General features: G+C 38.8%; 28 protein-coding genes and 1 riboswitch. Of the genes, 2 read left to right on the top strand and 26 right to left on the bottom strand.

Features of this window, described 5'->3' with window-relative positions:
• Positions 1-15: 15 nt before the first annotated feature.
• Both ABDZ91_RS17015 and rsgA read right to left on the bottom strand, forming a co-directional pair.
• The gene (locus ABDZ91_RS17015; protein WP_343801475.1) at positions 16-1,122 is read right to left on the bottom strand and encodes a PRK06851 family protein; all 1,107 of its coding nucleotides are present in this window, start codon (positions 1,120-1,122) and stop codon (positions 16-18) included.
• A gap of 156 nt (positions 1,123-1,278) precedes the next feature.
• Positions 1,279-2,343 carry a ribosome small subunit-dependent GTPase A gene (rsgA, locus tag ABDZ91_RS17020; protein WP_343801478.1) on the bottom strand — a complete coding sequence of 355 codons (1,065 nt, stop codon included), beginning with the start codon at positions 2,341-2,343 and terminating at the stop codon, positions 1,279-1,281.
• A gap of 398 nt (positions 2,344-2,741) precedes the next feature.
• Here rsgA and ABDZ91_RS17025 point away from each other — a divergent pair, with 398 nt between their 5' ends.
• Positions 2,742-2,987 carry a GlsB/YeaQ/YmgE family stress response membrane protein gene (locus ABDZ91_RS17025; protein ID WP_343801481.1) on the top strand — a complete coding sequence of 82 codons (246 nt, stop codon included), beginning with the start codon at positions 2,742-2,744 and terminating at the stop codon, positions 2,985-2,987.
• Positions 2,988-3,318: 331 nt separating this feature from the next.
• Here ABDZ91_RS17025 and ABDZ91_RS17030 read toward each other — a convergent pair whose 3' ends face one another.
• The 24 genes from ABDZ91_RS17030 to ABDZ91_RS17145 form a co-directional block, all read right to left on the bottom strand.
• Positions 3,319-3,696 carry a PH domain-containing protein gene (locus ABDZ91_RS17030; protein WP_343801484.1) on the bottom strand — a complete coding sequence of 126 codons (378 nt, stop codon included), beginning with the start codon at positions 3,694-3,696 and terminating at the stop codon, positions 3,319-3,321.
• 78 nt (positions 3,697-3,774) lie between these two features.
• The gene (locus ABDZ91_RS17035) at positions 3,775-4,971 is read right to left on the bottom strand and encodes a class I SAM-dependent methyltransferase (protein WP_343801487.1); all 1,197 of its coding nucleotides are present in this window, start codon (positions 4,969-4,971) and stop codon (positions 3,775-3,777) included.
• Complete coding sequence (locus ABDZ91_RS17040; RefSeq protein ID WP_343801490.1) at positions 4,968-5,645, bottom strand: oxidoreductase; 678 nt, start codon at positions 5,643-5,645, stop codon at positions 4,968-4,970. Before ABDZ91_RS17040 ends, ABDZ91_RS17035 begins: the two co-directional genes overlap by 4 nt.
• 45 nt (positions 5,646-5,690) lie before the next feature.
• The gene (locus ABDZ91_RS17045) at positions 5,691-6,653 is read right to left on the bottom strand and encodes a Gfo/Idh/MocA family protein (RefSeq protein ID WP_343801493.1); all 963 of its coding nucleotides are present in this window, start codon (positions 6,651-6,653) and stop codon (positions 5,691-5,693) included.
• A gap of 116 nt (positions 6,654-6,769) precedes the next feature.
• A complete protein-coding gene (locus tag ABDZ91_RS17050) occupies positions 6,770-7,687 on the bottom strand; it encodes a type II secretion system F family protein (RefSeq protein ID WP_343801496.1) in 918 nt (305 codons plus the stop codon).
• Positions 7,688-7,691: 4 nt separating this feature from the next.
• On the bottom strand, positions 7,692-8,654 hold the full coding sequence (locus tag ABDZ91_RS17055; RefSeq protein WP_343801499.1) for a type II secretion system F family protein: 963 nt from the start codon (positions 8,652-8,654) through the stop codon (positions 7,692-7,694).
• Positions 8,651-10,090, bottom strand: a complete 1,440-nt coding sequence (locus ABDZ91_RS17060; RefSeq protein ID WP_343801503.1) for a TadA family conjugal transfer-associated ATPase — start codon at positions 10,088-10,090, stop codon at positions 8,651-8,653. Before ABDZ91_RS17060 ends, ABDZ91_RS17055 begins: the two co-directional genes overlap by 4 nt.
• Positions 10,087-10,935 carry a CpaE/TadZ family protein gene (locus ABDZ91_RS17065; RefSeq protein WP_343801506.1) on the bottom strand — a complete coding sequence of 283 codons (849 nt, stop codon included), beginning with the start codon at positions 10,933-10,935 and terminating at the stop codon, positions 10,087-10,089. The genes ABDZ91_RS17060 and ABDZ91_RS17065 overlap by 4 nt, the downstream gene beginning before the upstream one ends.
• Before the next feature lie 26 nt (positions 10,936-10,961).
• A complete protein-coding gene (cpaB, locus tag ABDZ91_RS17070; protein ID WP_343801509.1) occupies positions 10,962-11,654 on the bottom strand; it encodes a Flp pilus assembly protein CpaB in 693 nt (230 codons plus the stop codon).
• Between the two features lie 14 nt (positions 11,655-11,668).
• Positions 11,669-12,583 (bottom strand): pilus assembly protein TadG-related protein, encoded by a 915-nt coding sequence (locus ABDZ91_RS17075; protein ID WP_343801512.1) that lies wholly within the window; start codon positions 12,581-12,583, stop codon positions 11,669-11,671.
• 8 nt (positions 12,584-12,591) lie between these two features.
• The gene (locus ABDZ91_RS17080; protein ID WP_343801515.1) at positions 12,592-12,975 is read right to left on the bottom strand and encodes a TadE/TadG family type IV pilus assembly protein; all 384 of its coding nucleotides are present in this window, start codon (positions 12,973-12,975) and stop codon (positions 12,592-12,594) included.
• On the bottom strand, positions 12,972-13,493 hold the full coding sequence (locus ABDZ91_RS17085) for an A24 family peptidase (RefSeq protein ID WP_343801518.1): 522 nt from the start codon (positions 13,491-13,493) through the stop codon (positions 12,972-12,974). Before ABDZ91_RS17085 ends, ABDZ91_RS17080 begins: the two co-directional genes overlap by 4 nt.
• A 109-nt stretch (positions 13,494-13,602) precedes the next feature.
• Positions 13,603-13,779, bottom strand: a complete 177-nt coding sequence (locus ABDZ91_RS17090) for a Flp family type IVb pilin (RefSeq protein WP_343801521.1) — start codon at positions 13,777-13,779, stop codon at positions 13,603-13,605.
• A gap of 4 nt (positions 13,780-13,783) precedes the next feature.
• Positions 13,784-13,981 (bottom strand): Flp family type IVb pilin, encoded by a 198-nt coding sequence (locus ABDZ91_RS17095; RefSeq protein WP_343801523.1) that lies wholly within the window; start codon positions 13,979-13,981, stop codon positions 13,784-13,786.
• A gap of 90 nt (positions 13,982-14,071) precedes the next feature.
• Positions 14,072-14,416 (bottom strand): DUF192 domain-containing protein, encoded by a 345-nt coding sequence (locus ABDZ91_RS17100; protein ID WP_343801526.1) that lies wholly within the window; start codon positions 14,414-14,416, stop codon positions 14,072-14,074.
• A 165-nt stretch (positions 14,417-14,581) separates the two neighbouring features.
• Positions 14,582-14,672: riboswitch (cyclic di-GMP riboswitch) on the bottom strand.
• A gap of 501 nt (positions 14,673-15,173) precedes the next feature.
• Positions 15,174-15,992: a carbohydrate ABC transporter permease gene (locus ABDZ91_RS17105; RefSeq protein ID WP_343801529.1), complete on the bottom strand. Its 819-nt coding sequence runs from the start codon at positions 15,990-15,992 to the stop codon at positions 15,174-15,176.
• A 19-nt stretch (positions 15,993-16,011) separates the two neighbouring features.
• Positions 16,012-16,941: a carbohydrate ABC transporter permease gene (locus ABDZ91_RS17110; RefSeq protein ID WP_343801532.1), complete on the bottom strand. Its 930-nt coding sequence runs from the start codon at positions 16,939-16,941 to the stop codon at positions 16,012-16,014.
• 313 nt (positions 16,942-17,254) lie between these two features.
• Positions 17,255-18,538, bottom strand: coding sequence for a sugar ABC transporter substrate-binding protein (locus ABDZ91_RS17115; protein ID WP_343801535.1), 1,284 nt, complete (start codon positions 18,536-18,538; stop codon positions 17,255-17,257).
• Positions 18,539-18,540: 2 nt separating this feature from the next.
• Positions 18,541-20,019, bottom strand: coding sequence for an argininosuccinate lyase (gene argH / locus ABDZ91_RS17120; RefSeq protein WP_343801538.1), 1,479 nt, complete (start codon positions 20,017-20,019; stop codon positions 18,541-18,543).
• Positions 20,020-20,943, bottom strand: a complete 924-nt coding sequence (locus ABDZ91_RS17125) for an amidohydrolase family protein (protein WP_343801541.1) — start codon at positions 20,941-20,943, stop codon at positions 20,020-20,022. It lies immediately after the preceding gene.
• 35 nt (positions 20,944-20,978) lie between these two features.
• On the bottom strand, positions 20,979-22,193 hold the full coding sequence (locus tag ABDZ91_RS17130; RefSeq protein ID WP_343801544.1) for an ROK family transcriptional regulator: 1,215 nt from the start codon (positions 22,191-22,193) through the stop codon (positions 20,979-20,981).
• A 184-nt stretch (positions 22,194-22,377) separates the two neighbouring features.
• Complete coding sequence (locus ABDZ91_RS17135) at positions 22,378-22,737, bottom strand: VOC family protein (protein WP_343801547.1); 360 nt, start codon at positions 22,735-22,737, stop codon at positions 22,378-22,380.
• On the bottom strand, positions 22,734-23,756 hold the full coding sequence (locus tag ABDZ91_RS17140) for an S-adenosylmethionine:tRNA ribosyltransferase-isomerase (RefSeq protein ID WP_343801550.1): 1,023 nt from the start codon (positions 23,754-23,756) through the stop codon (positions 22,734-22,736). The genes ABDZ91_RS17135 and ABDZ91_RS17140 overlap by 4 nt, the downstream gene beginning before the upstream one ends.
• On the bottom strand, positions 23,753-24,484 hold the full coding sequence (locus tag ABDZ91_RS17145) for an SDR family NAD(P)-dependent oxidoreductase (protein WP_343801553.1): 732 nt from the start codon (positions 24,482-24,484) through the stop codon (positions 23,753-23,755). The genes ABDZ91_RS17140 and ABDZ91_RS17145 overlap by 4 nt, the downstream gene beginning before the upstream one ends.
• A gap of 282 nt (positions 24,485-24,766) precedes the next feature.
• Here ABDZ91_RS17145 and ABDZ91_RS17150 point away from each other — a divergent pair, with 282 nt between their 5' ends.
• Positions 24,767-26,299: an FAD-dependent oxidoreductase gene (locus ABDZ91_RS17150; RefSeq protein ID WP_343801556.1), complete on the top strand. Its 1,533-nt coding sequence runs from the start codon at positions 24,767-24,769 to the stop codon at positions 26,297-26,299.
• Positions 26,300-26,335: the final 36 nt, after the last annotated feature.

Raw genomic sequence — 26,335 nt, forward strand, 5'->3', positions numbered from 1 at the left:
TTTGGTGGTTTCTTTTTATACAAGTTCTGCAATACCTTCAATGTACTCAATCTCACCAATTAACTGTTCCTTAATTCTATCAACTACTGTAAAGTCCATCGCTTGAATATAAATGTCTTCTAGTTGATCGTGGAAATTTTTAGCCTGAGCAAGGAATGAGGTTCCTTCTTGCATCTTATTTTTGTATTGTTCTGCAATGAGCCCGATTTCCTCTGCATATTTCTCGTCCGTTCCAGGAGTCACAAGCTTCTCATACATATCTATAATTTCATCACCCGTACGTTCTGGGAAGTATTCATGTGGGGCCGTGCTGTCAAAAATAGCGATTCCAATTTCCCTGAAAATTAACATATCCAAACTATGTGGATCAAAGCCACAGTGGTAAACTTCCACATCTAGCCCTTTTTCTTCAGCTGCAGCTGCAAGCTTTTTCAACAAGGTTGACTTTCCGGTTCCCGCTCTTCCCTTAATAAAGAGCCTTTTTGGAAGATCTCCGGTTAGGTTCGGCACAAAGTCTACTGCCCCTTTTGGAGTAGCTGCACCTAGAAAACGATGCACCACATTCGATTTCTTATTGACTGAAATACTTCCGAACAATTGGTACGTTAACTTCTCAGCCAATTCATCTGCTTTATCATAATTCATATTATCGATATAGATCTTTTCCCAATCATCATGGATCTTCAGTGCTTCCGCATAGGACCCATAGGCTGACTCGTATGCTTTTTTTATCTTTGCATTGATTTCATTTATTTTACTTTTTTGCAAAGCTAGCTTATTGGAATCCCATGCCTCTCCCAAATTGACATAATCCTCAACTGCCCCTGGTGCCTTCGGTTCAATTACATGAGGAGCTGTGCCGTCTACAATCCCTACTTTCAACTTCGGAATGATGACACCATCAATCGAGTTATTATCTGAAGAACAGTGTAGATATTCGATGTCGTACCCTTTTTCACTCCACACCTTTCCAACACTCTTCATTAAAGTGGACTTTCCTGTACCTGGACCTCCTTTTAGAATAAACAAACGATTCAATCCTTGAAGGTTCGAGTCATACAAACTATAAAATCCTTTTGATGTATTTCCACCAGCATAATAATTTAATATTTTTCCGGACACACTCAGCACTCCTTTGTGGATTATTCTACATCCATCCCGTCACACCTTTACCATATGCAGTAGAGGGTTGTTAGGTGAATGCCTAGGTGTAGGTACCATTTCTTTGCAAAAAAACCAATTAGAGCTTTTGGCTCTAACTGGTTTTCATTCATCCATCTATCTTCCTTTATACATCTTCTTCTGAGACTTCGATATATTCTTCCATTTCTTCTTCTCTTCCAGGTGCGCCTTTTGGTCATTCTTCCGTTCAATATAAGCTAATTCACGTTGTAATTTTATATAGCTTTCGTATCTCTTAGGATCTAATTGATCATTTTCAATGGCCGCTTGCACAGCGCAGTTTGGTTCCGATTTATGCTGACAATCACGGAACAAGCATCGGTTCTTTAATTCTTCGATATCTTGAAAGCCTTGTTCAAGACTGTCTCCCGCTTCCCAAAGCTGGAACTCCCTCATACCTGGAGTATCGATTAAGATTCCTCCACTTGGTAAAACAATCATTTCTCTATGTGTGGTTGTATGTCTTCCCTTATCGTCACCTTCACGGATATCCTGAACCTGTTGAATCTCTTCTCCATAAAGCGTATTGATGAGTGTAGATTTCCCCACTCCAGAAGATCCTAATAAAGCAATAGTCTCTCCGGGTTTAATACATGCAGAAATTTCTTCAAGCCCTGTCTTGTCCTTGGAGCTAATGACAATAATCGGCACTCCAAAAGCGACAGCTTCCATCTCTCTTATTTTTTCTTCTGTATCCTCACAAAGGTCAGCTTTACTTAAGACAATAACCGGGGAAGCCCCGCTCTCCCATGCCATAATCATAAATCTCTCTACTCTTCTTGGATTAAAATCATGGTTCAACGCATTTACGATAAAAAGGGTATCAATATTGGTTGCCAAGATCTGTTCTTCTGTTGTCATTCCTGCTACTTTTCTAGAAAACTTACTCTTCCTCGGAAGGATTGCATGGATGCTAGCCCTACCTTCAGCGGGTCTAGCTTGGATAACGACCCAGTCTCCTACAGCTGGATAGTCTTCTCTATTTACTGACTGGAACCGCATTTTCCCTGTAATTTCTCCTAGGAGGATCCCATCTTCAGTAAAGATGCGGTAACTACCTTTATGTTCAAGTCCTACTCTTCCGACTGTGAAACCTTCTGCTTTATATGGTAAATATGCTGTTTCTAATTCTGTATTCCAACCTAATTGTTGTAAATTCAATGTGTTTTCCTCCGAAATCATGTTTGTTTTTTTAAAATAAAAAAAAGACCGTTCCCACGGCCTTAAATAAATAAAAACCACGAGCTGAACACACAGCCCGTGGACATGATTATGGATTGAATGATATACAAATCAAGCGTATTGATTAGAATACGTTTTTAACGGGCTGCGCTATGAAATTGATTGCAATAGGCTTCTTGAATAATTTAGTCATAACACATCACCCTCTCACATTTTGAATTCGCTTTTATTATATGTCACTCATTATAGAAAGTAAACATATTTTTAACCATTTTTTTCTAATCAGTTATAGTGTAGAGAAGAACATTTCAAGATTGACCTTCATAAAATAAGGGTACAAGCATAGAAACACGATTTCGAACAAGGAGGTATTTAATTTGGAACTATTATTATATTTACTTGTTGGTGGTATTATCGGTTGGTTGGCTGGAGAGCTTCTTAGTAAAAATGTACCTGGTGGCATCATTGGAAATGTAGTGGCAGGTATCATTGGTGCATGGCTTGGAAGCAGTCTGTTTGGAAGCTTTGGTCCAGCTATTGCTGGAATTGCCATTATCCCGGGGTTATTAGGGGCCATTATTTTTGTATTTTTACTAGGGGTGGCCATGAAGGCAATAAAATAAAAGAATCGGGATTTAGTATTGTAGCGGGCTAGCCTCTGTTTAACTCGCGGACTCTGGTTCCGCTATTTCTATGAAAAGACCGGTTTTTAAGGTTCAAACGGACTCTCGTTCCGCTATTTGGCTATTTTGTGGCCTTTTTGCGTCGTTTTTTACCAAATAGCGGATCCTCTGTCCGCCAAATCATAAAAAACACCCTTTTTAGGCAAATAGCGGATCTCCTGTCCGCTTCTTTAACTATAAGGACTCAGGTTCCGCTATTTTTACCAATTGCCTGCTATCCAGGGCCAAACGGGCTGCTTTCCGACCGTTTGAGCAGCAACTTACTAGACACTTAACCTAATACATACTCAGACAACACTTTTTGAACTTCATAAATATTAAGTGACTTGTTAAACTGCTTCTGAATTGGAGTTGTATTGCTCGAGATATAAATCTTTAGTTCAGCATCTAAATCAAAGGTCCCTGCTGTTTCTATGCTGAAGTGAGAAATACTTTTATAAGGAATTGAGTGAAACTCCATTTTCTTCCCTGTAACCCCTTGCTTGTCTACCAATATCAACCTTTTATTTGTAAAAATAAAAAGGTCACGAATAAGTTTGTAGGCCTTCTCAATCCGCTCATTGCTCCCTAATAAATGACTGAAATCCTTTTGTACATCCTCTAATTTTACCTCTGAGGCATTTCCCATTAGACCATCTAAAAACCCCATAGTCCCACACCTTTCACTAAGTATTCTTTTCATACTTATTCTTGTATGAGACTAAATTTCCTATTCTAGCTATTTTTTTCATTTCCTCGCTACCAATGTAAACGTTTTGGGTAATCCCATGTCGTGCGATTTATGATTTGGCTCTTCCTCTAATGTCTCGATTGTTAACCCGGATTGAGCTGCAGATGTAACAACTTCTCCAATTGTCCATTTTCTTTGTAGTACCGTCGAAAGTACTTGTTTATGTTCCTCATCAACATGCTTGGAGAAGGCTACTTGATTTTCTTCAATTTGAGGATCAAAATAGTTCCCCGTTACTTTATGCTTTTTTCCAGTAGAGGTAATGAGCTTCGTTGAGATTGGATGGAATTCATGAAGAATGAATTTCCCTCTATTAGATAACATTTTTGCCACTGTTTGAAACAATGGATATAGATCAATAAAATAATGAAGGACTCCTAACTCCATTAACACGAAGTCAAATTGCTGGTGGAGTTCTTCCTTCCCATCAAGAGCTAAGATATCCTCCACCCAATACTCAATGGAAACGCCAGCTGCCATGGCAACCTCTTTCGCATATTTTTCATTCTCTTTTGAGAAATCCACGACTGTTACATTAGCTCCTAGCTTTGACAGAGCTACTGCCTTTATCCCGTTTGACCCCATTAAATGAGCCACTTTCTTGTTTTCTACTTCCCCGAAATATTTATAGAAGGGATGTAGTCTCCACTTAGGGTTACCTGATATCTTATCTGCCAAATGTAAAGGGTCTCCGTAACGCTGAACAAGCGCATCATACTGGTTTTGATTCCAAGCCGCTTCATTATTAGAAGTGATAGATTGCTGTTTATCAAATAAAAATTGATGAATGGAAAGTTTCTCTGCCTTACTTACCTCTGAGTACAAATAGGTATATAAGGAAGTACACCAGAGTTTAATCCCTTCATGCTCAACTTGTATTCTGTAAGGGTTTGTTCGAACTGTCATATTAAACAAGCATTCCAGCTGGACTTCTATTCTGTTCCAAGTGAAGTGAAAACTTGCTTTAGTGGCATCCTTTTCGACCTGAGAAGGATGATGAGGTTGAAAGGCCTGATACACCTCGTTCAGACCATCCCATTGGAATTGAACCCGTACAGGGAAATCCTCTGGAACGTGAACGCCTTGGACCCACAATGCCGAAGTATCTACAAAAGAATAAGACACGTTCAACTCTTCAAATATAGAAGCAATATAGTGGATACAGGATTGTAGATTCGGATCGTTTACTCTCATAGTTCCTCCCGATTCGCTAGTTGTTGAATTTCTTCAGATTCATATATCCAGACTGGGGATGTAGCTTCGCTCAAGGCCGTAACTACCATTCCCTTTGCAACTTCCTTACCATATATGCCACGGTATCTTTTCAGTTTGCCAACCAATGCAAATTTCAGGAACGAAACAACCGATATTCCTAGTCGTTCACCTAAACGAAATTCTTCTCGATTCCCCATTAAAATGGATGGTCTAAAGATCGATAACCTGGGTAAGTTTAAAGATTGTAGAGTACCCTCCAGTTTTCCTTTTACTTGATTATAAAAAATAGAAGAAGAAGCATCTGCCCCAATGGCTGAAATCACTAAGTAATGCTCCACACCATGTTGCTTGACCAGCTTGGCTAATTCAACTGGATATTCTAAATCAACCTTTTTGAACTGTTCCTTTGTCTTTGCCTTCTTTATGGTTGTTCCGAGACAGCAAAAAACATCATGATACGTCCGGTTAATGGCTTGAACTGACAACTCATCAAAGTTAATAATCTTTTGATGAAGCTTTGAATGTTGAATTTCAATAGGTTTTCTCACCCATACTTCAACAAAGTCATAGCTTGTATCCTCTAACAATAGCTTGACCAATTCCTTACCTATCAAACCCGTTGCTCCTACAACTAAGGCAGATCGTCTTTCCATCACTTTCCCTCCACAGAAAAACCCCTTATGAAAAGGGGTCTTTTATTATTCAATAATTGGATTGCCTAGAAGTTGTTCTAACACGAATTGAACCTCTAATCCTCTGTCAAAAGTAACCAAATGAGCTTCCTGACCGTTCACTGCTTTCACAACTTCATCTATTAAGCCCATGAGGGAATCTTTAGATTCAAGATTGATTGGAGAAACTCCTTCTGCCGTTTCTTCTTGTAACTGACCCCAGTTTACTAGGGAAAGAACCCCTTGATCTCCATAAACTTTGAAGGCTAAATGCTCTTTTTGCCCAATCCCACTCAAACCGTTAATTAAAATGGGCGTGCCATCCGATAATTCAGCATGAGCGACAATGCTATTTTCACAAGCCTGAGGATCTTCAGGATATTGGATATGCGAATGAATATTCGTTACATCCCCTAAAAGATCAATCATCAGCTGAACAAAGTGTGGCGAAACCTCACGTACAAAGCCACCCTGTTCTCTTCCAGCAATCCAAGGGTTCTTTTGCCAAAAACGTGGCCATTCTTGGAAGTACATTTGTAGTTCCACTCTTTTAATATTACCAACCGCTTTACTTTGTAGCTTATCCTTTAGCACGGAATATGCAGCGCTATATGGTGTTGGAAAGTTCATCGCATGGACCACAGTCGCCTTTTTAGCTGCTTCAGCCATCTCAGCTGCTTCTTGATAAGAATTAGCTAATGGCTTTTCACATAAAATATGTTTTCCAGCAGCGATCACATCTAAAGCTATTTGATGATGGAATTTTGGTGGTACCGCTATGTATACAAGATCTATGTTCTCGTCTTCCAATATTTCTTGGTAATCAGAATAAAAATGAACATCTGGTAAACGTTCCTTAAAAACTTGAGCTCTATCAGCATTCGGTTCACAAATCGCTGCGACTGTTGTTTCGTTATGTTCTAAAAATTTATTTAGTAGTCTTTCTCCGACCGCTCCTAATCCAATGATCCCTACACGTAATTGTGTCATTTCTACACCTCTTTTGTAAAATCTAGTTTAATCATATAGTTGTAAGAATGTTTTATCAATGGGTAGTAGTTCTAGAGACAAGAAAAGAGCCACCTTTTAGTGACTCTAATTTCTTACTAGAATGTGCTAATAAACTGAATAATGGCAGGACCCAACAAAACAATAAACAAGCTAGGAAAAATAAATAATACAAGAGGAAAAAGCATCTTAATAGGGGCTTTCATCGCCTCTTCTTCTGCTCTCTGTTTACGTTGCTCTCGTACTTCATTAGACTGAACACGCAATACTTGAACCATTCCAATCCCAAGCTTTTCCGCTTGAACAATACTACTTATCAGTGTTCGGATTTCTTCTACAAGAATTCTATCTCTAACACCAATAAGCGCTTCCCTTCTTGTTTTTCCTAAACGTATTTCTTCCAAGGCTCTATGAAATTCCTTTGGTAAAACTCCCTCTTTTTTAGCAACTACCTTACTAATAGCTGAGTCAAATCCTAATCCAGCTTCCAGACTGACTGTTAGCAAATCTAGGAAATCTGGTAGCTCTCGAAGCGCAAAATGGTTTCGAGTTTTTATTTTTTGATTTATATAGTAATAAGGTAAATAGCTAGCAAGCGCTATTCCAATACATACAATTATAATAATGGCTCCTATTTCAAGCCCTAGAAGCAATCCATATCCCACACATAAGAAAGGAAATACTAGCAACAGAGCGATTTGAAGCATTCGATATTCGGCTGTCCGCATACCGAAGGGGTTTCCAGCCTGCAATAACTTCAGTTCAAGTTTTTCTTCCTTATCGTTTGTCCTCTTTTTTAATAATATTTTTCGACCATGTTTCCAAATAAGTTGAAAAAGTGGCTTCACTGAAAATCTGCTCGTTTTTTCTGCAGGAACGACTTCCTTTTCTTGCGCTTGATCCACATAAAAAACAGAGGAGAGTCTTGCCTGTACCTTTTTCTTCTTATCAACTCTTAATATATACAGTCCATACAAAAACAAGGAGACTGTAAAGAAAAACGTAACATACATCATTTGACTACACCTCTATAGTGGTTAATTTTCGGATTAGGAAAAAGCCAATAACCCCAGAAATAGTAGCTGATCCAACTAAAATAAGACCTATTGTATCCGAGAATAAAGTACCGATATACCCTGGTTCGATTAAATAAATAACAAAAGCTAAAATGACCGGTAAGAGCCCAATTACAATGCCCGATAATCTCCCCTGTGCAGTCAAAGTACGAATTTGTCGTTGGATTTTGTTCCGATCCATAATTGTATCAACTATCTTTTCAAGTACTGTGGCTAGATTTCCACCTACCTGACGTTGGATAAGGATGGCCTGAATCATGAGGTCTAGGTCTTCACTCGGCATTCGCTCCTTTAAACGATTGAGCGAATCCTCTAAACTACTTCCATATTGCATCTCTCTTAAAACAGTCTCTATTTCTTCTTTCATCGGAGAAGCAGATTCCTCTACAACCGTTTGAAGTGCTTGTGGGAAACTAAAGCCCGCCCTCAATGCACCCACAACCGTTGTAATCATGTCAGCTAATTGTTCATTAAAACCATTTACTCGGTCGCGCTGCTTCTTAATAACGACCCATTTCGGTGCCATAAATCCTAACGATGCTCCGAGAACTAAAAATAATACATTTCCACTAATAAGGAAGAAAAAGCCTCCTCCTAGTGCTGTTGACATCCACTGAAACAATATATATTCCTCAGGTTTTAAGGGAACTCCCGCACGCTTTAGTAATGTCTCTAGCCTTGAGTTTTTTTCCTTCGTTAAAACCTGTTCTTGAATTTTCTTGGTAGCTAATCGTACCTGAAGAACCAAGTTAAATGTTTTCGGTGACAACTTCTTTTTTGCACTCTGTTCTAGATACTTTTTCATCCTTCTTTGCATTCGTTTATCGGATAAAAATATCATTTGAAAAATGGCTGTAAAAAGCAAAAAGGATGAAAACATAACCATTCCTATCAAGTACCATTTCATACTGGCCAGTCCTCCTCGTCTAAGAAGACACTCACTGGAATATTGATACCGGAAGTTTCCAGTTGCTCATAAAACTTTGGTCGAACCCCTGTAGGAATGAGTCTACCAATAATCTTCCCTCTTTCATCTACTCCTTCTTGTTGATATGTAAAGATATCTTGTAGAACAATGACGTCTCCTTCTAATCCCTGTACTTCCGTTATTTTTACAATCTTCCTTGTACCATCCTTTAATCTAGATTGTTGAATGATTACATCAATTGCTCCAGCTATTTGTTCTCTAATGGCTTTTACGGGAAGCTCTACACCCGCGAGAAGTACCATGGTTTCAAGTCTGGCAATCATATCTCTAGGACTGTTAGAGTGACCTGTAGCAAGGGAACCATCATGCCCCGTATTCATGGCCTGTAACATATCTAAAGCTTCAGATCCACGAACCTCCCCGATAACAATACGATCTGGTCGCATACGGAGGGAGTTCCTTACCAGGTCACGGATGGAAATGGAGCCTTTTCCTTCAATATTTGGTGGTCTAGATTCGAGGGACACGACATGCTCTTGACCAAGCTGAAGCTCTGCTGCATCCTCAATGGTTACAATGCGCTCATCGTTCGGAATAAAATTGGATAATACGTTTAGTGTAGTTGTCTTACCAGAACCTGTCCCTCCACTTACAAACACATTCAACCTTGCTTTTACACAGGCATCTAAGAACATAGCCATTTCAGCCGTTAAGGTTCCAAATTGAATGAGGTCATCAATTGTAAATGGGTCTTTAGAGAATTTACGTATAGTTAGAGTAGGTCCATTCAGTGCCAAAGGAGGTATTATTGCATTTACACGGGAACCGTCTGGTAAACGCGCATCTACCATCGGACTACTTTCATCAATTCTTCTTCCAATAGGAGCTACAATTTTTTCAATGACGCTCATTACATGCTCATGGTCTCGAAATGTTATATTGGTAAGTTCTAATTTACCTTTTCTTTCACAGTAAACGTGACTTGGACCATTAACCATTACCTCTGATACATCTTCATCTAGCAAAAGGGGGTTAATAGGACCAAACCCTGTTAAATCGTTAATTAACTCATCAACGACTCTCTTTCGGTCGACCTTACCTCGAAATGTTTCATCTTCTTTTATGATTTCGATGGCCATTGCATCAATATTTGGAATGATAGCTTCTATTTCTTCATCCTCTTTCATTTCTTGTAAGATTTGCTTATGGAGGAGATTTTTTAACTCCTGGTGTTTATTTACAGGAGATTGATTGGTTTTTTTCTTTGGAGCTTCGGATTTTCTGGACTCACGGAAAACAGCCATTAAATCCTTTTTGGGGGATGCAACATCCTGAGTCTCTTCTTGAGTTGCCTCTACTGAACTATCATTCTTCTGCTCCGGCTTTTTTTCTTGAATACGACTTAACAAACTCATGTCAGCGATCCCTCCTTTTCCTTCTTTCGACCAAATAATTTTGATAATACTGATGGTCCCTTTGTTTGAATTGGCGCTATTTCTCTTCTAGAAGTCAACTGTTCTGCAATTCTAAAGTAAGATCTAGCTACATCCGACTTAGCTTGACTAGTAACAAAAGGGATCCCTATATTTAATGACTGCGAAGCAGTTTGAAAGTCATTAGGTATAAGCATTTGCTCTTCAATTCCTAAGATATCAGGAATATCTTGAGCAGAAATAACACTTTCCATTGTTGAACGATTAACCACTAATTGAACTTTATCACTTAGTTCAAGAATATTTAGTGTTTCTAACATAAGCTTCGTATTTTTAAGAGTGGCCATTTCTAAGTTTGTAATAACAATAATTTGGTCTGCTTTTTCTAGAAGTTGAATGGACTTTTCGTTAATTCCAGCACCTGTGTCCACAAGCAGGTAATCAAAGTCTTGTAACATGAGTTCTGTTACCTTTTCTATCGATTGCTCCGTAATTAAATCAGCATATTCTGGGCGATCTGGTGCCGGTAGCACCTTAACACCTGAATCATGACTACATAGGTAGCTATTCAGAGTGGGGGCATCCAGCCGATCCATTTCTTCCACTACATCTTTCATCGTAAATGTTGATTGTAAATCCAATGCTAACCCGACATCACCAAACTGGAAATCACCATCTAACACACCAATTTTAATGTTCTTTTTCCTTAAGGCAACGGCTAGGTTTACCGTTAAAGTTGTCTTTCCGACGCCTCCTTTAGCACTACAGACCACAATCATTTCGCCTCTTTTTTTCTTCTTCTCTGGTTGTTGTACTTCTTCAGTCATGACTGTCACCCCCATTTCTCTCCGTTTTATTCATTAGAATCCTTCTTAACGTCAGCTACGATTCTAGTGTGAATAGCTAAATGTAGATTTCCTCTTTCTAATGCATTGACTAGCTTTACAGAATCTGATGGATTTATCTCCAAAGTTACTGCACTGTATTCCTCATGAGGTTCTTCCTCATTTTGTGTTTCAATCATTCTTCTATTTACCGCTAACACTCTAACATTCTCTAGTAACATCTCAGTTCTTACTACTTTTTCTTGTCCGATTTGAACAACTTCTGAGAAAATGACGTTAACCTGATCTTCAGGTTCTACTAAGTTTGAAACAGATTGTACAAAATTGACACCAATAGAAACAGCTGTCATACCTTCATTTAATTTCCGTGATACAAATACTGTTTCTTCTTTTTCATCCATTACACGGTGATCTAATAAGACTTCTCCAGGTTCAATGACAGCAGTTGCATACTGACCACTTAACCCCTCCATACTTTTGATCACATTTGAATGAAGCCCTTCAGTTGGAACTTCAATAGTCATTAGCTTTTCGGTGGAAATGACTTCGTTTTTTAGAATCTTTTCCTTAGCAGCAACTACTGTAGTCAGATTTTGCTTGGCAACTGTCTCCGTATCAAATTGCTTCATATAATTAAAAAATAAAACTGTCGTTACAACACCCATTAGTAAGGCTAACATTAGTATAATTTTTGATCGCATTTTTCCCCCACCTACTACTCTGTTAATCTAATGCTGAATGCACCACGATCTAAGGCTCCTGGTTCTTCGTATCCAGTTCCAGTTCGCTTTATAAACATACCTCTTATTGATGTATCATGACTGTCCATAGGATCCGTGACATAAAAATAAGCAAATCCTGTAATTTGTACCTCTTTTAACTGATTTCCAGTATGATTAAGGGGTTTATAGACAGGAATTAAAATAACCCTAGAACAGTCTCTCACATTAACGTCTCTTGGATTTTCTTGACATCCATTAACTCTTTCTCTAATAACCGATCTAGTTTTTCCAGCGATATTTCCTGTTTGTGTTTCTAACACATCTCCAACTTTCAACTCATCTTGATATCCATGACGTAAATTGTACTCGTAGGTAGCCGCACCTGTTCCCCCTAATGCTAATACCCCAAAGTTACCACTATCTACATCCTGCTGATCCACTTTAAGCTGGTATTCCTTGTAGTACTCAAGCATTATCGATTCATCGATTCCTAACGGGGCTGCACCTACAGCTCGACCCATGGTTCTTAATTCTGCTGTAGCATGAGCTTTGACCATTACCTGGTCCTTCCCTAATAGCTTGGAAAATGCAAGAGACACCGGGACCTCTAAGTCCACTTCTACACTTTTGGGCATCTCGATACCCAAGTTTGTTAACGAGACTTCAGTGTCGTGCTGGTCAATGACCGAGTATACTATTTCTTCAACCTTATCTTGATTATTGGTTAACTCTTGTGCACCAGATAGAGCGGCGGCATTAGCAACTTTTTGCAAATGACTTTTCGTTTGATAAACCATTCCACCATCTATAACTAGCCCTGTAATAGCAAGCAAGGCCATCAAAGCAATAGATACAAGGACAAGAGCGTTTCCATTTTCCTTCTTCCATAAACCTATCAATCTACTCATAAAACACCTCATTCTACCCGAATGGTTGAATCCGCATGGATTACTACCGGGTTAGGTATGAATTGGTTCAAAATAGGCGTAATCAGTTTCAATGGATAATCTATTGAAACTTGTACATATTCACCAGATGTTCTAGCATTCTCTGTAGGAGAGATTTCAATCTCTAAAAGTGCTGGGTCTCCAAGCTTAAAGTAATCCCTTGCAAATTCACTAATTTCAGTGTCAGACTTGCCTAACCCGCCTAATCTAACTGCCTCCTGAGTAGCTAGGTGTAAATGAGAAGTTGAATATAATACTCTACCTAAATCAATAACTCCTGCCAATAAAAGAAGTAGTAACGGTAAGATAAGTGCAACTTCTACCATTGATTGTCCTCGCTCATCTCGAATCAAACTAGACTCACCCCACTTAAGAAAAAGCTTAATAATGCACCACCCGCAATGGCTACTCCATATGGGTACGTCGCTTTATAGTCTTCTTTTGCTATGGTTAAAGGGATTTTCACTCCTTGCCTGATTCCAGAGAGGGAGTACAGAATGGTTTTAATCCTCGCTAACACTCCTCTTCTAAATAAAAGAACAAATAGTGCTAGTAAACCACCTAACAAAGCCATGTATAATGCGGTAATTAAAACAAACACTGTTCCCTTCATGGCACCAATAAGTGCTAACAACTTAACATCACCAGCACCAATTCCACCTAACAGATAAGGAATTAAAAGAAGCCCCATTCCTACAAAAAATCCAAAAATACTAGATAACAAACCTTCCCATCCTGTACTAAAAAGGTGAATAAACAACGTCAATAACAAGGATGGATATATCACTTTATTGTAAATTCTACGTTCCTTCAAATCTGTTAAAACACAAATGACTAATACTACGCAAAGTAAAATATCAATTATATTCATTTAATCTCACCTTCAAAGAGGTTTTAAAATTCAATATTGATACAAAAATAGTCTCACGTCAGACGTAAGACTATTTTTGTCATATTTAAAGGTTGAACACCTTTCTTCATTAAGAAGCGGCATCATTACCTTGGGAAACAATTGAAACCGCTCTGTTAATCATTTCAGCGATTTCTTCTTGTAAAGTTAGTATAGACGCTAAAGCGGCTACAGCTATGATTCCGAGCACTAAGCCATACTCCGTCATGCCTTGGCCAGTTTCTTCTAGCCATAGTTTTTTTAACATCTAATTATTGTGGAGTTGACCCGTCGCCTGTTTCACGACCTGTTACTGCTGTTACAACATTATCAAACATTGTTACGATTTCTTCACGAAGTAAAGTTAGTGCTCCTACAACCGCTACCGCAATAATTCCTAATACTAAACCATACTCAGTCATACCTTGTCCTTCTTCTTCTACGAATAAAGCTTTCATTTTTTCCATCATGTTTGTTTCCTCCTAAAATTTAGTTTAATTTTTGTTTTTTACGATCTTTTCTTTTGCTAACAATATGTCAGGATTCCTACTTTGTTGGAGTTACCGCTCAAGTGAAACTTGATCTCCAACCTTTGTTTCTGTTTGGCTAATTGTGCCGGATGGGAGCTCTATAACAGAATTTGCATCAGCATAAACCTTCCCAAACTTCCCTGGTTCGAACGATTCATCAACAGCTACTACAACATTGGATTCGTTTAAATAAAGGACATCAATGTCATAGTTCATAAAGAATGTGTGGATAGATCGGCAGGGTTTAATATGCAAGCCAACACCTTCTTCTAAGTCGGCAGTGAACATCAACCCTCTTAACCTTTTAAAAAACTGATAGGCTGGGTTTACATGTTCCGCAATGATCTCCTCATTGCGTAAGTTGACAAGCTTCACTCTTTCACCTCCGCTCCTATAAAAAATAACCCCGCCTTTACCGAAAGGGAGGTTGCTTCGAAGTCGTTTACAATTTTAGAGAAGTAAGGAGGTTAGCAAATATACTATAAGGACGGATGAGTGGATCCTTACCTTCTCTTCAATTGTTCACGACACCCTGCATCTTTCGGTAACTGGCTGGCATAGTGTCTTTTCAAACACCGTAGCCCCTGTAGCTTTGCGTCATTGGCTTTCACCAATTTTGCCTTTGTCGAGATTCAGCATTTGTTGTCCGCCTGATCTCTTGACACCATCATATAATCGACAGAATCAAATTGAAATCGTGCAATTTTCACAATTTTTTCAATAGTCTCGTGAGACCTCAACATACATTGATGATTCTATTTTCCTTTGTTTTTAACTTCCAGAAGAGGAGAAGGCAGGAGTCCGAAATTCTTAATAGGTCTATCTTCTTATTTTCAGAAAAATTATCCAATTCAAAAACTCATTTTCTTGGAGTGAAAGACCTAATGAAAACTTCCAACATTTTCTTTAAAAAAATATGAAATTTCTTCATTAGTCGACAAAAATGGCCAAAAACAGGCGTTATTTCGGGTTCCGGCACTTCCCCCCCTGTCTTTAGACTCAGAAAAAGGATAGTCCGTTCCACTTACTTTTTTCCGTAAAACCACTTTTACAGCATTATTACTAGCCAGAACCTAAGCATGTTCAATAAAAAAGCCTCTCATTAAAGAGAGACTTCCTGTAAAATACTGTATTATTTCATTCCTGTTAAGGTAATTCCTTTAATAATTTGACGTTGGAAGAACAGGAACACAATAATGAGTGGAATAACCGCTATCGTAGCACCTGTCATAATTAACTCCCAGTAATCTTCGTTTTCACCGGAGAAGTAGGCAAGCCCAACCGGTAAAGTCCGTAGTTCAGGATTCTCAATAACAATTAACGGCCAAAGGTAAGCGTTCCAATTTCCAAGGAAGGTGAAAATACATAGTGCAGATAGCGCAGGTAATACCTGCGGAATGGCTATCTTAAAGAAAATCTTAAACTCATTCATTCCATCTATTCTAGCCGCATCTAGCAAATCTTCAGGAATGGACTCCATAAATTGCTTCATTAGGAAGATTCCAAAAGCAGAGATGACCCCTGGGAACATAATTCCCCAATAAGTATCTACCCATCCTAGCTCTGTTGACATTAAGTACCATGGAATCACTAACATCTCGGTAGGAATCATTAACGAACTTAGAATGAAGATAAAAATAATATTTCTCCCTTTAAAATGGAACTTAGCCAAGATGTAACCTACGAGCGTATCAAAAAATGCCACGCTGAGTGTTGTAATAACTGCGACGATCAAGCTATTCAGAAACCATTTTCCAAATAATGTATCTTTAAAAATTTCAATATAGTTTGCTAGAGTTGGGTTTTCAGGAATGAGTGTAAGTGAAAAGACCTCTAAAGGCGTCTTAAACGATGTAGAGATCATCCATAAAAACGGGAATATCATGAAAACCGAACCTAAAATTAACAATGTATATACAATGGTCTTTTTAACTCTTTTTGACTTTGTCATGACCCGTTGCCTCCCCTCATTAGTAATCAAACTTTCTCGTTAGTACTTTCATTTGGAATAGCGTCAAGGCTAAAACAATTAAGAATAAGATAACGGTCGCTGCTGATGCATACCCCATCTGAAAGCGCTGGAAGGCAAGCTCGTATATATAGTGAACCATAGAATTAGTTGAATTTAATGGTCCACCCATTGTCATATTTTGAACCTGTGTAAAAGTTTGTAGGAAGGCGATACTTCCGATTACGGCTGAAAAGACAATGGTAGGATTTAATAAAGGTAATGTAATCCGACGGAATTTTTGCCAGCTGTTAGCCCCATCAATTTCCGCTGCTTCATAGAACATTTTTGGAATGTTTTCGAGTCCTGCTAAAAAGATAACCATCTGGAAGCCAATGCCTTGCCAAATCATGGAGGCAATAATGACATAAATGGCTTGATCAGGTGAGCTTAAAAATAATTGTTTTTCAAAACCTAAATCTATGAGGACATTGTTAATAATCCCGTTATTCATAAACAACCATTTAAAGATCCAACTCACCGCAACAATACTAGTAACATACGGGATAAAGTAAATAACCCTGAAGAATCCAACAAATTTATTGATTCTTTGAAGTAATAGGGCAATTCCCAGACCTACTATTAACTGTCCAGTAACCCCAAAAATGACATATACAAATGTATTTTTAAGTGCTTGTCGAAAAACTTCATCATTAAATAAGCCTATGTAATTTTCTAATCCCACAAATGGCTTTACATCCGATAAGATGGTCCATTCATGGAAACCGACATTAAAGGTATAAAGGGTGGGAGCAAAACGAATGAAGATGAAGAAAAGTAAAGGGATGGCCAAGCTACTGTATACAAATATTAACCTTTGCTGTTTTAGAGAGAGCTGTTTCTTTTTTTTGTTCTTCTTTTGCAATTTTGTGTTTAATTCAGTTTGAGCCACAGTTAGAGCCCCCTTCTATTCATTAAATTACAAACGCTTTTCGCTTACATTGTTGCTTTTAGACAATAGTTTATTCTACTAACAAAGTACGTTGATTTCCGTTGCAGGTGCTTGCTTTCCGTGGGCGGTCCGGGAGCCTCCTCGTCGCTGTCGCTCCTGCGGGGTCTCCCTAGTCCCTTCCTCCCACAGGAGTCAAGCACCTTCCACTCCAATCAACTGCAGTTGGACTTTGATTGCAAGAAACAACAATCATTGCGAAAACAGCGATTACAAAATGGATAGAGAGACCCGAGAGTCTCTCTACGCCCATATTTTAATTTCTCTTACTCCAGTAGTCATCAAACAGCTTCTGCGTTCTTTCGACCATTTCTTGGTATGCTTCCTCTATTGTTGCTTGACCTAGCACGACCTTGTCAGTTGCTTCCATTACATAATCTCTTTCAAGCGTCTCATCAACAAAGAAGTGAGCATGTGCATCTGGTAGTTGTTGAATAAATGGTCCAATTTTTTCATCATTTAGGAACTTATCTTGCATCGCAACGGCTTCTTTAGCTGGAAGCTCTCCAACTTTATCTAACCATCTTTCCATAACGTCTTGACTTGTTAGGAACTCAAGGAACTTCGTAGCCGCTTCTAGCTTTTCCCCTTCGACTTTCTTTGTAATTCCGTTTGCCCAGAAAGAAGACTGGGTAGCCGCTTCTTTATAGGAAGGAAGTGGAGCCACACCGTAATTTAAGTCTGGAGCGTCGTTTGCTAATGTTCCTAGACGGAATGAACCATCTACGTTCATCGCAGCAAATCCTGTCTTAAATGCTGTAACATCATTGGTATAGAAACCTTTTTCTCCAACTTTATGTTTTGTTGCAAATTCTACTAAGTAAGTGAATGCCTCTAATCCAGCGTCAGAGTCATCCCAAAGAATTTGTTTACGGTCTTCACTTAAACCTTGGCCGCCTGCTTGGTAAATAAGTGCATCACGGTACCAGTTATGAAGCTGTCCACCAAGCTCCCAAGCCATACCTGCTCTTTCTAATTGACCATTGGAATCTCTCTTTGTTAATTCTACAGAGTAATCCACTAACTCATCCCAAGTCTTCGGAGGGTCAGTTAACCCTGCTTCAGCAAAGTGGTCCTTATTATAGAACAAAGCTAATGTACGCACAGCAGTTGGAAGAACCCAATACTCGCCATCCAGTTTTACTGCGTCAAGTAATGGGAAAAATTCTTCTTCTAACTCTTCATGTGGAAATGCATCTTGCGGTAGTGGTTGTAGGTAACCAGAATCTACATACTTTGGTACCCATCCATAGTACAAGTTGATAATATCTGGACCTCTACCTGCTGGAACTAGAGTTGCTACTTTTTCATTGTATTGGTCATAAGGATAAGTCGTTTGTTTAATCTTGATCCCAGGGTTAGCTTCCTCAAATTCTTTAATTAGTTCATCCATTAATTCTACTTTAGATTCATAATGGTATTGCCAATACTCAAGGACGATTTCATCCCCTTCTCCTCCCGTCTCCTCATTACTTGAACAAGCACTTAGGAGAAGAACAAGTAAACCTGCTAAAAACATACCCCATTTTTTTAGACTCACAATTAATTCCCCCTTACATCATCCATTTGATTGAATTGGTAAAACCTTTTTTCATACTGCTGAAAACGTTGATTCAACAAGGCAAGCTTTTGGTTCACATCTGTAAGTTTAGAATCGAAGTAGCCTCTTTGCCTTTCTGTTTCATTCGGGTTAGGGCCTCCTTTTATTGCCCTAAGTCGAATAAAGTGTTCAGGATCAATGGCCTTCTTGTAATCTCCTTCACTCATCTGGACATCTCTTCCTGCAACATTAGCTACTATTTCTCTGAATAGGGAAAAATCTCCTCCTTTCAGGTCTAAGTCTTTTTCACTTAGTTTCCTTACATAGTCTTGCACTACTTTATGAGCAAGCCTAAAAGAAAAGCCATGGTGTCGGACTAATGTATCTGCCAGCTCCGTTACAGTGGAGAAACCGGATGTACAGGTATTTAATAGTTTTTCTGAATTAAACGTGGTATTTTTTAAAATCTCCGTTAACAAGGTTGTAATCGAAATGGATTGGTTAATACCCTCTTGAATAGACGGTTGGATATCATCACCGATATCGACAATGTCACCGAAGGGAACACTGTGAGATAAGTAAAAAATACCTTGAAGTTTGCCTAATGTACTACTAATCGTGGATCTCGTATGTTCTAAAGATGATGGATTCCGCTTCTGTGGCATAATACTAGACGTTTGCACAAGGGATGCATCAAGCCGAATCCCGTTTACTTCATTCGTAGCTAAGAACATCAAATCATAAACAAATCTAGATAGCGTTGATAGAAAGATAGATAGCGTCGTACCTATTTCTAACATATAATCAGCCGCGGCGATTGAGTCATATGAATTTTCCATGGCTTTATCAAAACCAAGTAATTCAGCTATGTATTCTCTATCTATCGGAAAGCCAGTCGTTCCAAGAGCAGCAGCCCCCATTGGTGACTCGTTAATCCTCGATAGCAAATTCAATCCTCTTTCCATATCTCGGTTTAGGTGACTTGCGATGGCTAATAAATAATGAGAAACGGTCGTTGGTTGAGCTTGTTGATTGTGAGTGTAAGCCGTCATAATGGTGTCTTTTTGTTCACTAGCAATCTTTAAAATTTGTTGCTGGAGTGTGGCAACCACTTCTATCCATTGCGTTACTTTTTTTCTCCAATGCATTCGAAACATCGTAGCATCCATATCATTACGACTAAATGCAATATGCATATTACCAACTAGCTCTTCACCAATATGATTCTTCATTTGGTCTTCTAGCATAAAGAACAAATCTTCAAACTGAGGGTCATATTCTTTAGGAAAACCCTCCTTTAATATCTTATGATTGGCTAGTAACATTTTTTCCGCATCGATTTTTGGGATAATCTTTTGTTTTTCAAGCATCATGACATGTGCCATGTTGATTTGTAGAATATAGTTCAAAAACTCAAGTTTGGTAAACTGATAGATTGGATGTAGAACTGTATCTACGTATACTTGTGAACGGCCATGCATTTAGGCTTCCACCTCAACTTTTAAGTTCAATAGTCTTCTTGCATTGTTCCCAAAAATGTTTTCAATATCTTCTTCACGCATATTTAGATCTCTACACACTTTGACTTGCTCTTGAAGATAGCGATATACAAATCCCCTTGGGAAACCATTTGAATCCGTTCCAAATATGATTCTTTCCGAACCAATCAGTTCATATGTTTTTCTAAATAAAAGCTCTAAGTCAAGGTGATACGGCATCCATCTGATCCATTGATTGGAACCAGAGGTATCAATATATACATTTGGACAACTCCAGCATAGGTGAAGTAATTCTTTAAAGTATCCCGCTCCAAAATGAGGAATAATAATAGGGATCGTTGGATATTCTCTAGCTACATTGAATATCGCTAGTGGATTAATATTCTGGTGTTCTACAATTCCACCTGCTCGCCCTAATAATCCAAAATGTATAAGGACTGGGATTCTTTTTTCAGCTAAATACTCCCAGACAGGAGTAAGAGACAGATCATGCAGCTTACGATTGATGAGTGGACCGAATAGCTTATATCCTTTCAATCCTAGCTCTTCTACAGCTCTCTTTAATTCATCTCTTGCGTTTCCATCTTCAATTGGATGATGTGCAAATCCAATAAACTGATCAGGATACTTACTGATTTGTTGAGCTAAGTGATCGTTGCTTTTACTTGTTAGAAACACCATTTTATCAAGATTATAGTGTTCTACTTCCTTTGCCCATCTATCTATTAGTGGAAGCGATTTCAATTCCTCGGGCTCATCAGCAGGATCCGGAAAATCCCATGTCTTTAACATTCTTTCGGATCTTTCCTTATTGTACTCACTATAAATCGGGTCTTCTTTAATAAACTGATAGTTGTGTGGCAAATGAGCATGCATATCTAACACTTTAAAGCCTTTTGAAAACATCGAACCTCTCCTTTCTACTGGTTGGTTCTAGAAATCTAGTTACTTACTGAATGAATACGTAATAATTCGTCTTGATTTAAACAATGGGCAACAGCTCCAATTAAAGAGGAATTGTCCTGATTTGTAACCATAAGGGCGACTTGGCTTTCTTTAGGAAGGTGTCTTTGAAGACGGTCCTCAATCTTTGGTAAAAACCAATGTGCTGACTTAGAAATCCCACCTCCCAATACAATACATTCAGGATTTAAAACAGAAACGACATTAACGATTGCAATACTTAAGTGATCGACTGCTTGATTCACTACTTCAAGTGCAGTTGGGTCGTTTTCCTTAATGGCTAGCTGGAAGGTGCTTTCTGCAGACAGAAATTCCTTTTCTCTACGATCATCCAAGAGTCTTTTCCTCATCCGATTGACAATGGCTGGTCCTCCTACTTGATTTTCTAAGAATCCGTAGCCCTGAAATGAGGTGTAGTCATCGGAGTCGACAGCATTTTTATCCGTGATAATGTATCCAATTTCCCCCGCTGCGAAGTTCGAGCCTTGATAAAGCTTTCCATTTAAAATGATTCCGCAGCCAACACCTGTGCCCAATGTAATTAAAATGACATTTTGCTTTCCTCGTGCGACACCTTTCCACTGCTCGCCAAGTACAGCTAAGTTAACATCATTCTCTACAAAGACTGGAATAGAGAGGTACTCTTTGAACTCTTCGATAACATTCTTGTTCTTCCACCCCAAGCTTGGAGCGTCACGTACAATTCCATTTGCTGAGTCTGTAATGCCTGGTATGCCAATTCCGATAGATAAAATATGATTTGTGGTTAAGTTAGCTTCTAAGATGAGGGTTTTAACATATGATGCAGTTGTCTTGATGAGATTTTGAGGTAATTGTTCTTGGGTTGAGAATTTTTTATGAGCAATAATATCCCCTTCTAGATTTAAAAGAGCTAGCTCCGTGTAGGTTCCACCTATATCAATTCCGATTAGGTGCTTATACTGCTTGTTAAAGGTTAGGTGAAATGGCTTCCTTCCCCCTAACACATTGCCTTCCTTACTCTCTTTTTCTAGTAGCCATCCTTCCTCTACTAATTCATCTACGAGGTTACAAACCGTTGGCTTACTAATGTCTAAGAGCTTTGAAAGACTGGCACGTGACTGTTTTTCAGCCTGATGTCTTATACAATCCAGTACCCGTTTCTTATTCCAATTTTTCATATTACTTGGTATACCTTTTCTTGGATCAATCATTCAACTGGCTCCTTACAAGGTGTGTGTGTACATATGTACTTGTTTTAGGTTGGTTAATTAACTTTACTAACCTTAATGGTATCGTAGTCAATGTTTTCTAATTTGTCAATGTTTTTAGATTATTTAGTATAACTAGCAAAAAAACTACTACAGACTCTAACTGCAGTAGTTTTTCCTCCTCTGCTCAACGTTGAATCAGTTCAATTACCTCTTGAGTTGGCCCTTCATAAAACACCGTTTGCCATCCATTTTCTAGTTTTATTGGCCCTTCAACAGGAATCAACCCTTTTCCGCCAAGTGTGTCAATCCAACCTGAAATAGTTTCTACTTCCCAAGAAAAATGGACCGATGAATCCTGAACCGAGGTAACTATTTCATTATGAACTTGGATTAGCTCAATACGCACCGGTCCTTTTCCCATAAAAATAACAGTCTCATCTTCCCATTCAAGTTCTTCCTCGATTTCCAGTCCAAAGTAGTTCTGATAAAAGCGAATGGATTCAGATATGTTCTTCACTTCTATTCCAACATGATGCCATTTCATTTGGATTCCCTCGTAGAAATAATTAAATTCATATCTCCAAACTCGTGCCACAGATAGCCTTGTTGTAGGGCTTCTTGATAAGCAGCCCCTAGCCTTTCTTCTTCAATCAAAGCCGTTAATAAGTCTAAGTGACTGGCCTTCGGTTCATGAAATCCTGTTAATAGCCCCTGGACTGCTTGAAGTTGAAATCCCTTTTTAATATACAGGTTGGTTACTCCTGTAGAAGCTTCAACTTCTCCTATTTCATTTACAGCTGTTTCCAAAGCTCGAACAACTGTTGTACCAACAGCAATGACTCGACCACCGCTCTTTCGTGTTGTATTCACAAGGTTCGCCGTATCAGATGGAATATGAAATGACTCTGGATGCTTTGTAGGGATTGGCCAATCATCGTTACCGTAGTAACTTAACCCTGCATGAAGCTGAAGAAATGCCACGTTAATCCCTTTTTGTTTTAATCTTTTAATTAACTTCCATGAAAATGCTCTTCCTGCTGATGGCATCTCTACTGATCCCGGAACAGATCCATACACTGTCTGATACGCATCCAATGGCCATGGATTTTCTATATATTCATAACGAATGGGTTCCCCATATTGATAGATATCATCGAGTAATTCAGTGCCTGCTTTTGAAAAAGCTATTTTAACTAATGGAGGCTCACTTCCAACTCCAATAATATGTGCATAAAGTTGATTGGGAAGTATAAGTGTCCCATTTGTTTCTCCTAAAATTAGGGCTTCCCATTGACCTTCTCCTACTTGCCTAGATAATCTAATTTCGATTTTCCCCTCAGCCTTCAAAACAGCAGGAATGGTTCTACTATTATTGAATACCAGTAAGTCCCCTGGAGATAAATAAGAGTCAATTTGTTCGAATCTGTCGTGATATGTTTCGCCAGTATTCCGATCTAGAACCATCATTCTTACATGTTCTCGCATCCCACCTCTGTATTCTGCAGGTATTTTGGCGTTAAGGTACTCTGGAATTTCAAATGATTGATGTATGATATTAGTCATAAGAGACCCTCTCCTCCTTTGAAAGCTTGAGCTTCAAATCGTTGTCCATTTAATCCTATAGATTTGTCTGAAGATAAATATAAAAATACACCGACAACATCGTTTGGATTGGCCAAATCATAGTCACAATCTGGCACGGCTATCCTGTGCATTTCCGTGTCCATCTCACCAGGATCTACGGCATTGATTCGAATTCCGGTATCTTTAAGTTCATCCGCCCATGTCTGCGTCATTCCTTCCACTCCAAATTTTGATATACCGTATGCACCCCATTCAGCAAACCCTGTCCGCCCTGCCTCTGATGTGACATTGATAATCGAGCCACCTCCTTGAGCAAACATGACCGGCAACACTCTTTTTGTCATAAAAAATGGATTTAGGATGTTTACGCGAACAACCTCTTCAAAATCTCGCTCTGGATAATCTGCCAAATACAATGGACCTGGCCCAAAGATGGAAGCATTGTTTATAAGAACATCCACTTTTCCGAAGGTAGTCTCTGTAATAGAAACAAAACGGTCAACATCTTTTGTAGACGAAGTATCTACCGAGAAGGCTAGTACCTCTGCCCCTAACGCCAGAGCTTCTTCTTTCACAGCATTAAGTTTTTCCAAACCTCTTGCGCAGATGGCTAACTTGGCTCCTTCTTTAGCAAAAGCCAATGTTAATGCCCTTCCTAACCCCTTTGAAGCCCCTGTAATCATGACGACTTTATTTTTTAAGCTCATTTCTAACAACTCCCTTTGTTTTTCTTCTTGCTTTTATCTTATTGAAAGAAAAGGGTAAGAACCTCGTCAGAAATAAGGAAGTTTGATTACAGATAAGGGCGGATGAATGTCTACAACCTTTGGAGTAGATGAATCTCTCATTACTCTTCCATTAACAAAAGCAAAAACTTCTCTTTTTAGGTTTTTGCCTCTTTTAATTCCAAAATCTACGACCTCTCATACATAATTTTCCTTCATTAGCTAAAAGTATAAAAAGCATATGTATGATTGGAGGAATCACAATTGTCAAAAGATGAACACATCCCCCATTCTCCAGAGCCATTTTGGAGGGAATCCACAGAACTCCCATCTTTTCCAAAGCTAGAGGAGAATAAATATTTTGATTGCATTATTGTTGGTGGCGGCATCACAGGGATTACCACAGCTTACCTTTTATCAAAAGAAGGAATAAAAGTCGGACTCATTGAAGCCGACAAAATCTTAAATGGTACCACTGGACACACAACAGCAAAAATTACTGCACAGCATGACCTGATTTATGATGAATTTATCAATCATTTTGGAAAAGAACAGGCAAAAGCCTATTATGAAGTCAATACTCAAGCTTTACGGTTTATTGAAAAAACGATTGAAGAGCACAATATTGATTGTGATTTTAGCAAAGAAGACGCCTACCTTTACGCTACCACTGATCAATATGCAAAGAAGATTGAAAAAGAATATAAAGCCTATCAACAATTAGGGATTCCAGGTGAACTACTACAGCAGCTACCATTTGATCTCTCAATTAAAGCTGCAGTCGTCATGAAAGAGCAGGCACAATTCCACCCACTGAAATACTTAGCTAAACTAGCCTCCATTATAAAAGAAAACGGAGTTGTGATATTCGAAAACACCGTTGCAGTGGATATTCAAAAAGGGGCACACCCAAAAGTCATTACTCGTGACGGTCATGAAATTACCAGTAAATATATAGTCATGGCCTCTCATTTTCCTTTTCATGATGATAAGAAGAGCCTGTTCTTTTCAAGAATGTATGCCGACCGTTCCTATGTTGTTAGTATAAAGCCAGAGAAGGATTTCCCAGGTGGTATGTATTTAAGTGTAGACAAGCCTATTCGCTCCATTCGCTATACACCGCTTAATGGGGAAAAGTTGCTAATTATTGGAGGAGAAGGACACAAAACGGGGCAAGGTATCGATACCTTAACCCATTACAAAGCTCTCGAACAATTCGCTAGTGATGTGTTTGGTATTAAAGAAATGACGAATAAGTGGTCTGCTCAAGACTTATATACACTTGATAAACTTCCATACATTGGGCCATTAGCGGAAGATGCACCGAACATCTTTGTTGCTACAGGATATAAAAAATGGGGAATGACAACAAGTACTGTTGCAGCCTCTCTTATTACAGATGCAATTAAAGAGGTTCAAAACCCTTATGCCGAGCTATTTTCTCCTTCACGTTTTTATGCGGACCCAAGTATAAAGAAGTTCCTTATGACAAACGGAGATGTAGCTAAGCATTTACTGAAAGGGAAGCTTGAGTATGTAGGAAGAACACTAGATGATATCGAAAACGACGAAGGAGCTGTCGTTAATATAAACGGTCAGCGCACTGGTGTTTATAAAGACACTGAAGGAAAGGTACATATGGTCGACACGACCTGTACCCACATGGGCTGCGAAGTGGAATGGAATCATGGTGAACGGACTTGGGATTGTCCATGTCATGGTTCTAGGTTTTCGGTTGATGGTGGTGTAATCGAAGGTCCTGCTAAAAAACCGTTAAAAAGAGTTGATGAAGCTTAATGGGGTCCAGTAAATACCAGTAAAGAACCTGTGTTG

It is taken from the genome of Bacillus carboniphilus (assembly GCF_039522365.1).
Taxonomy (GTDB): Bacteria; Bacillota; Bacilli; order Bacillales; family JC228; genus Bacillus_BF; species Bacillus_BF carboniphilus.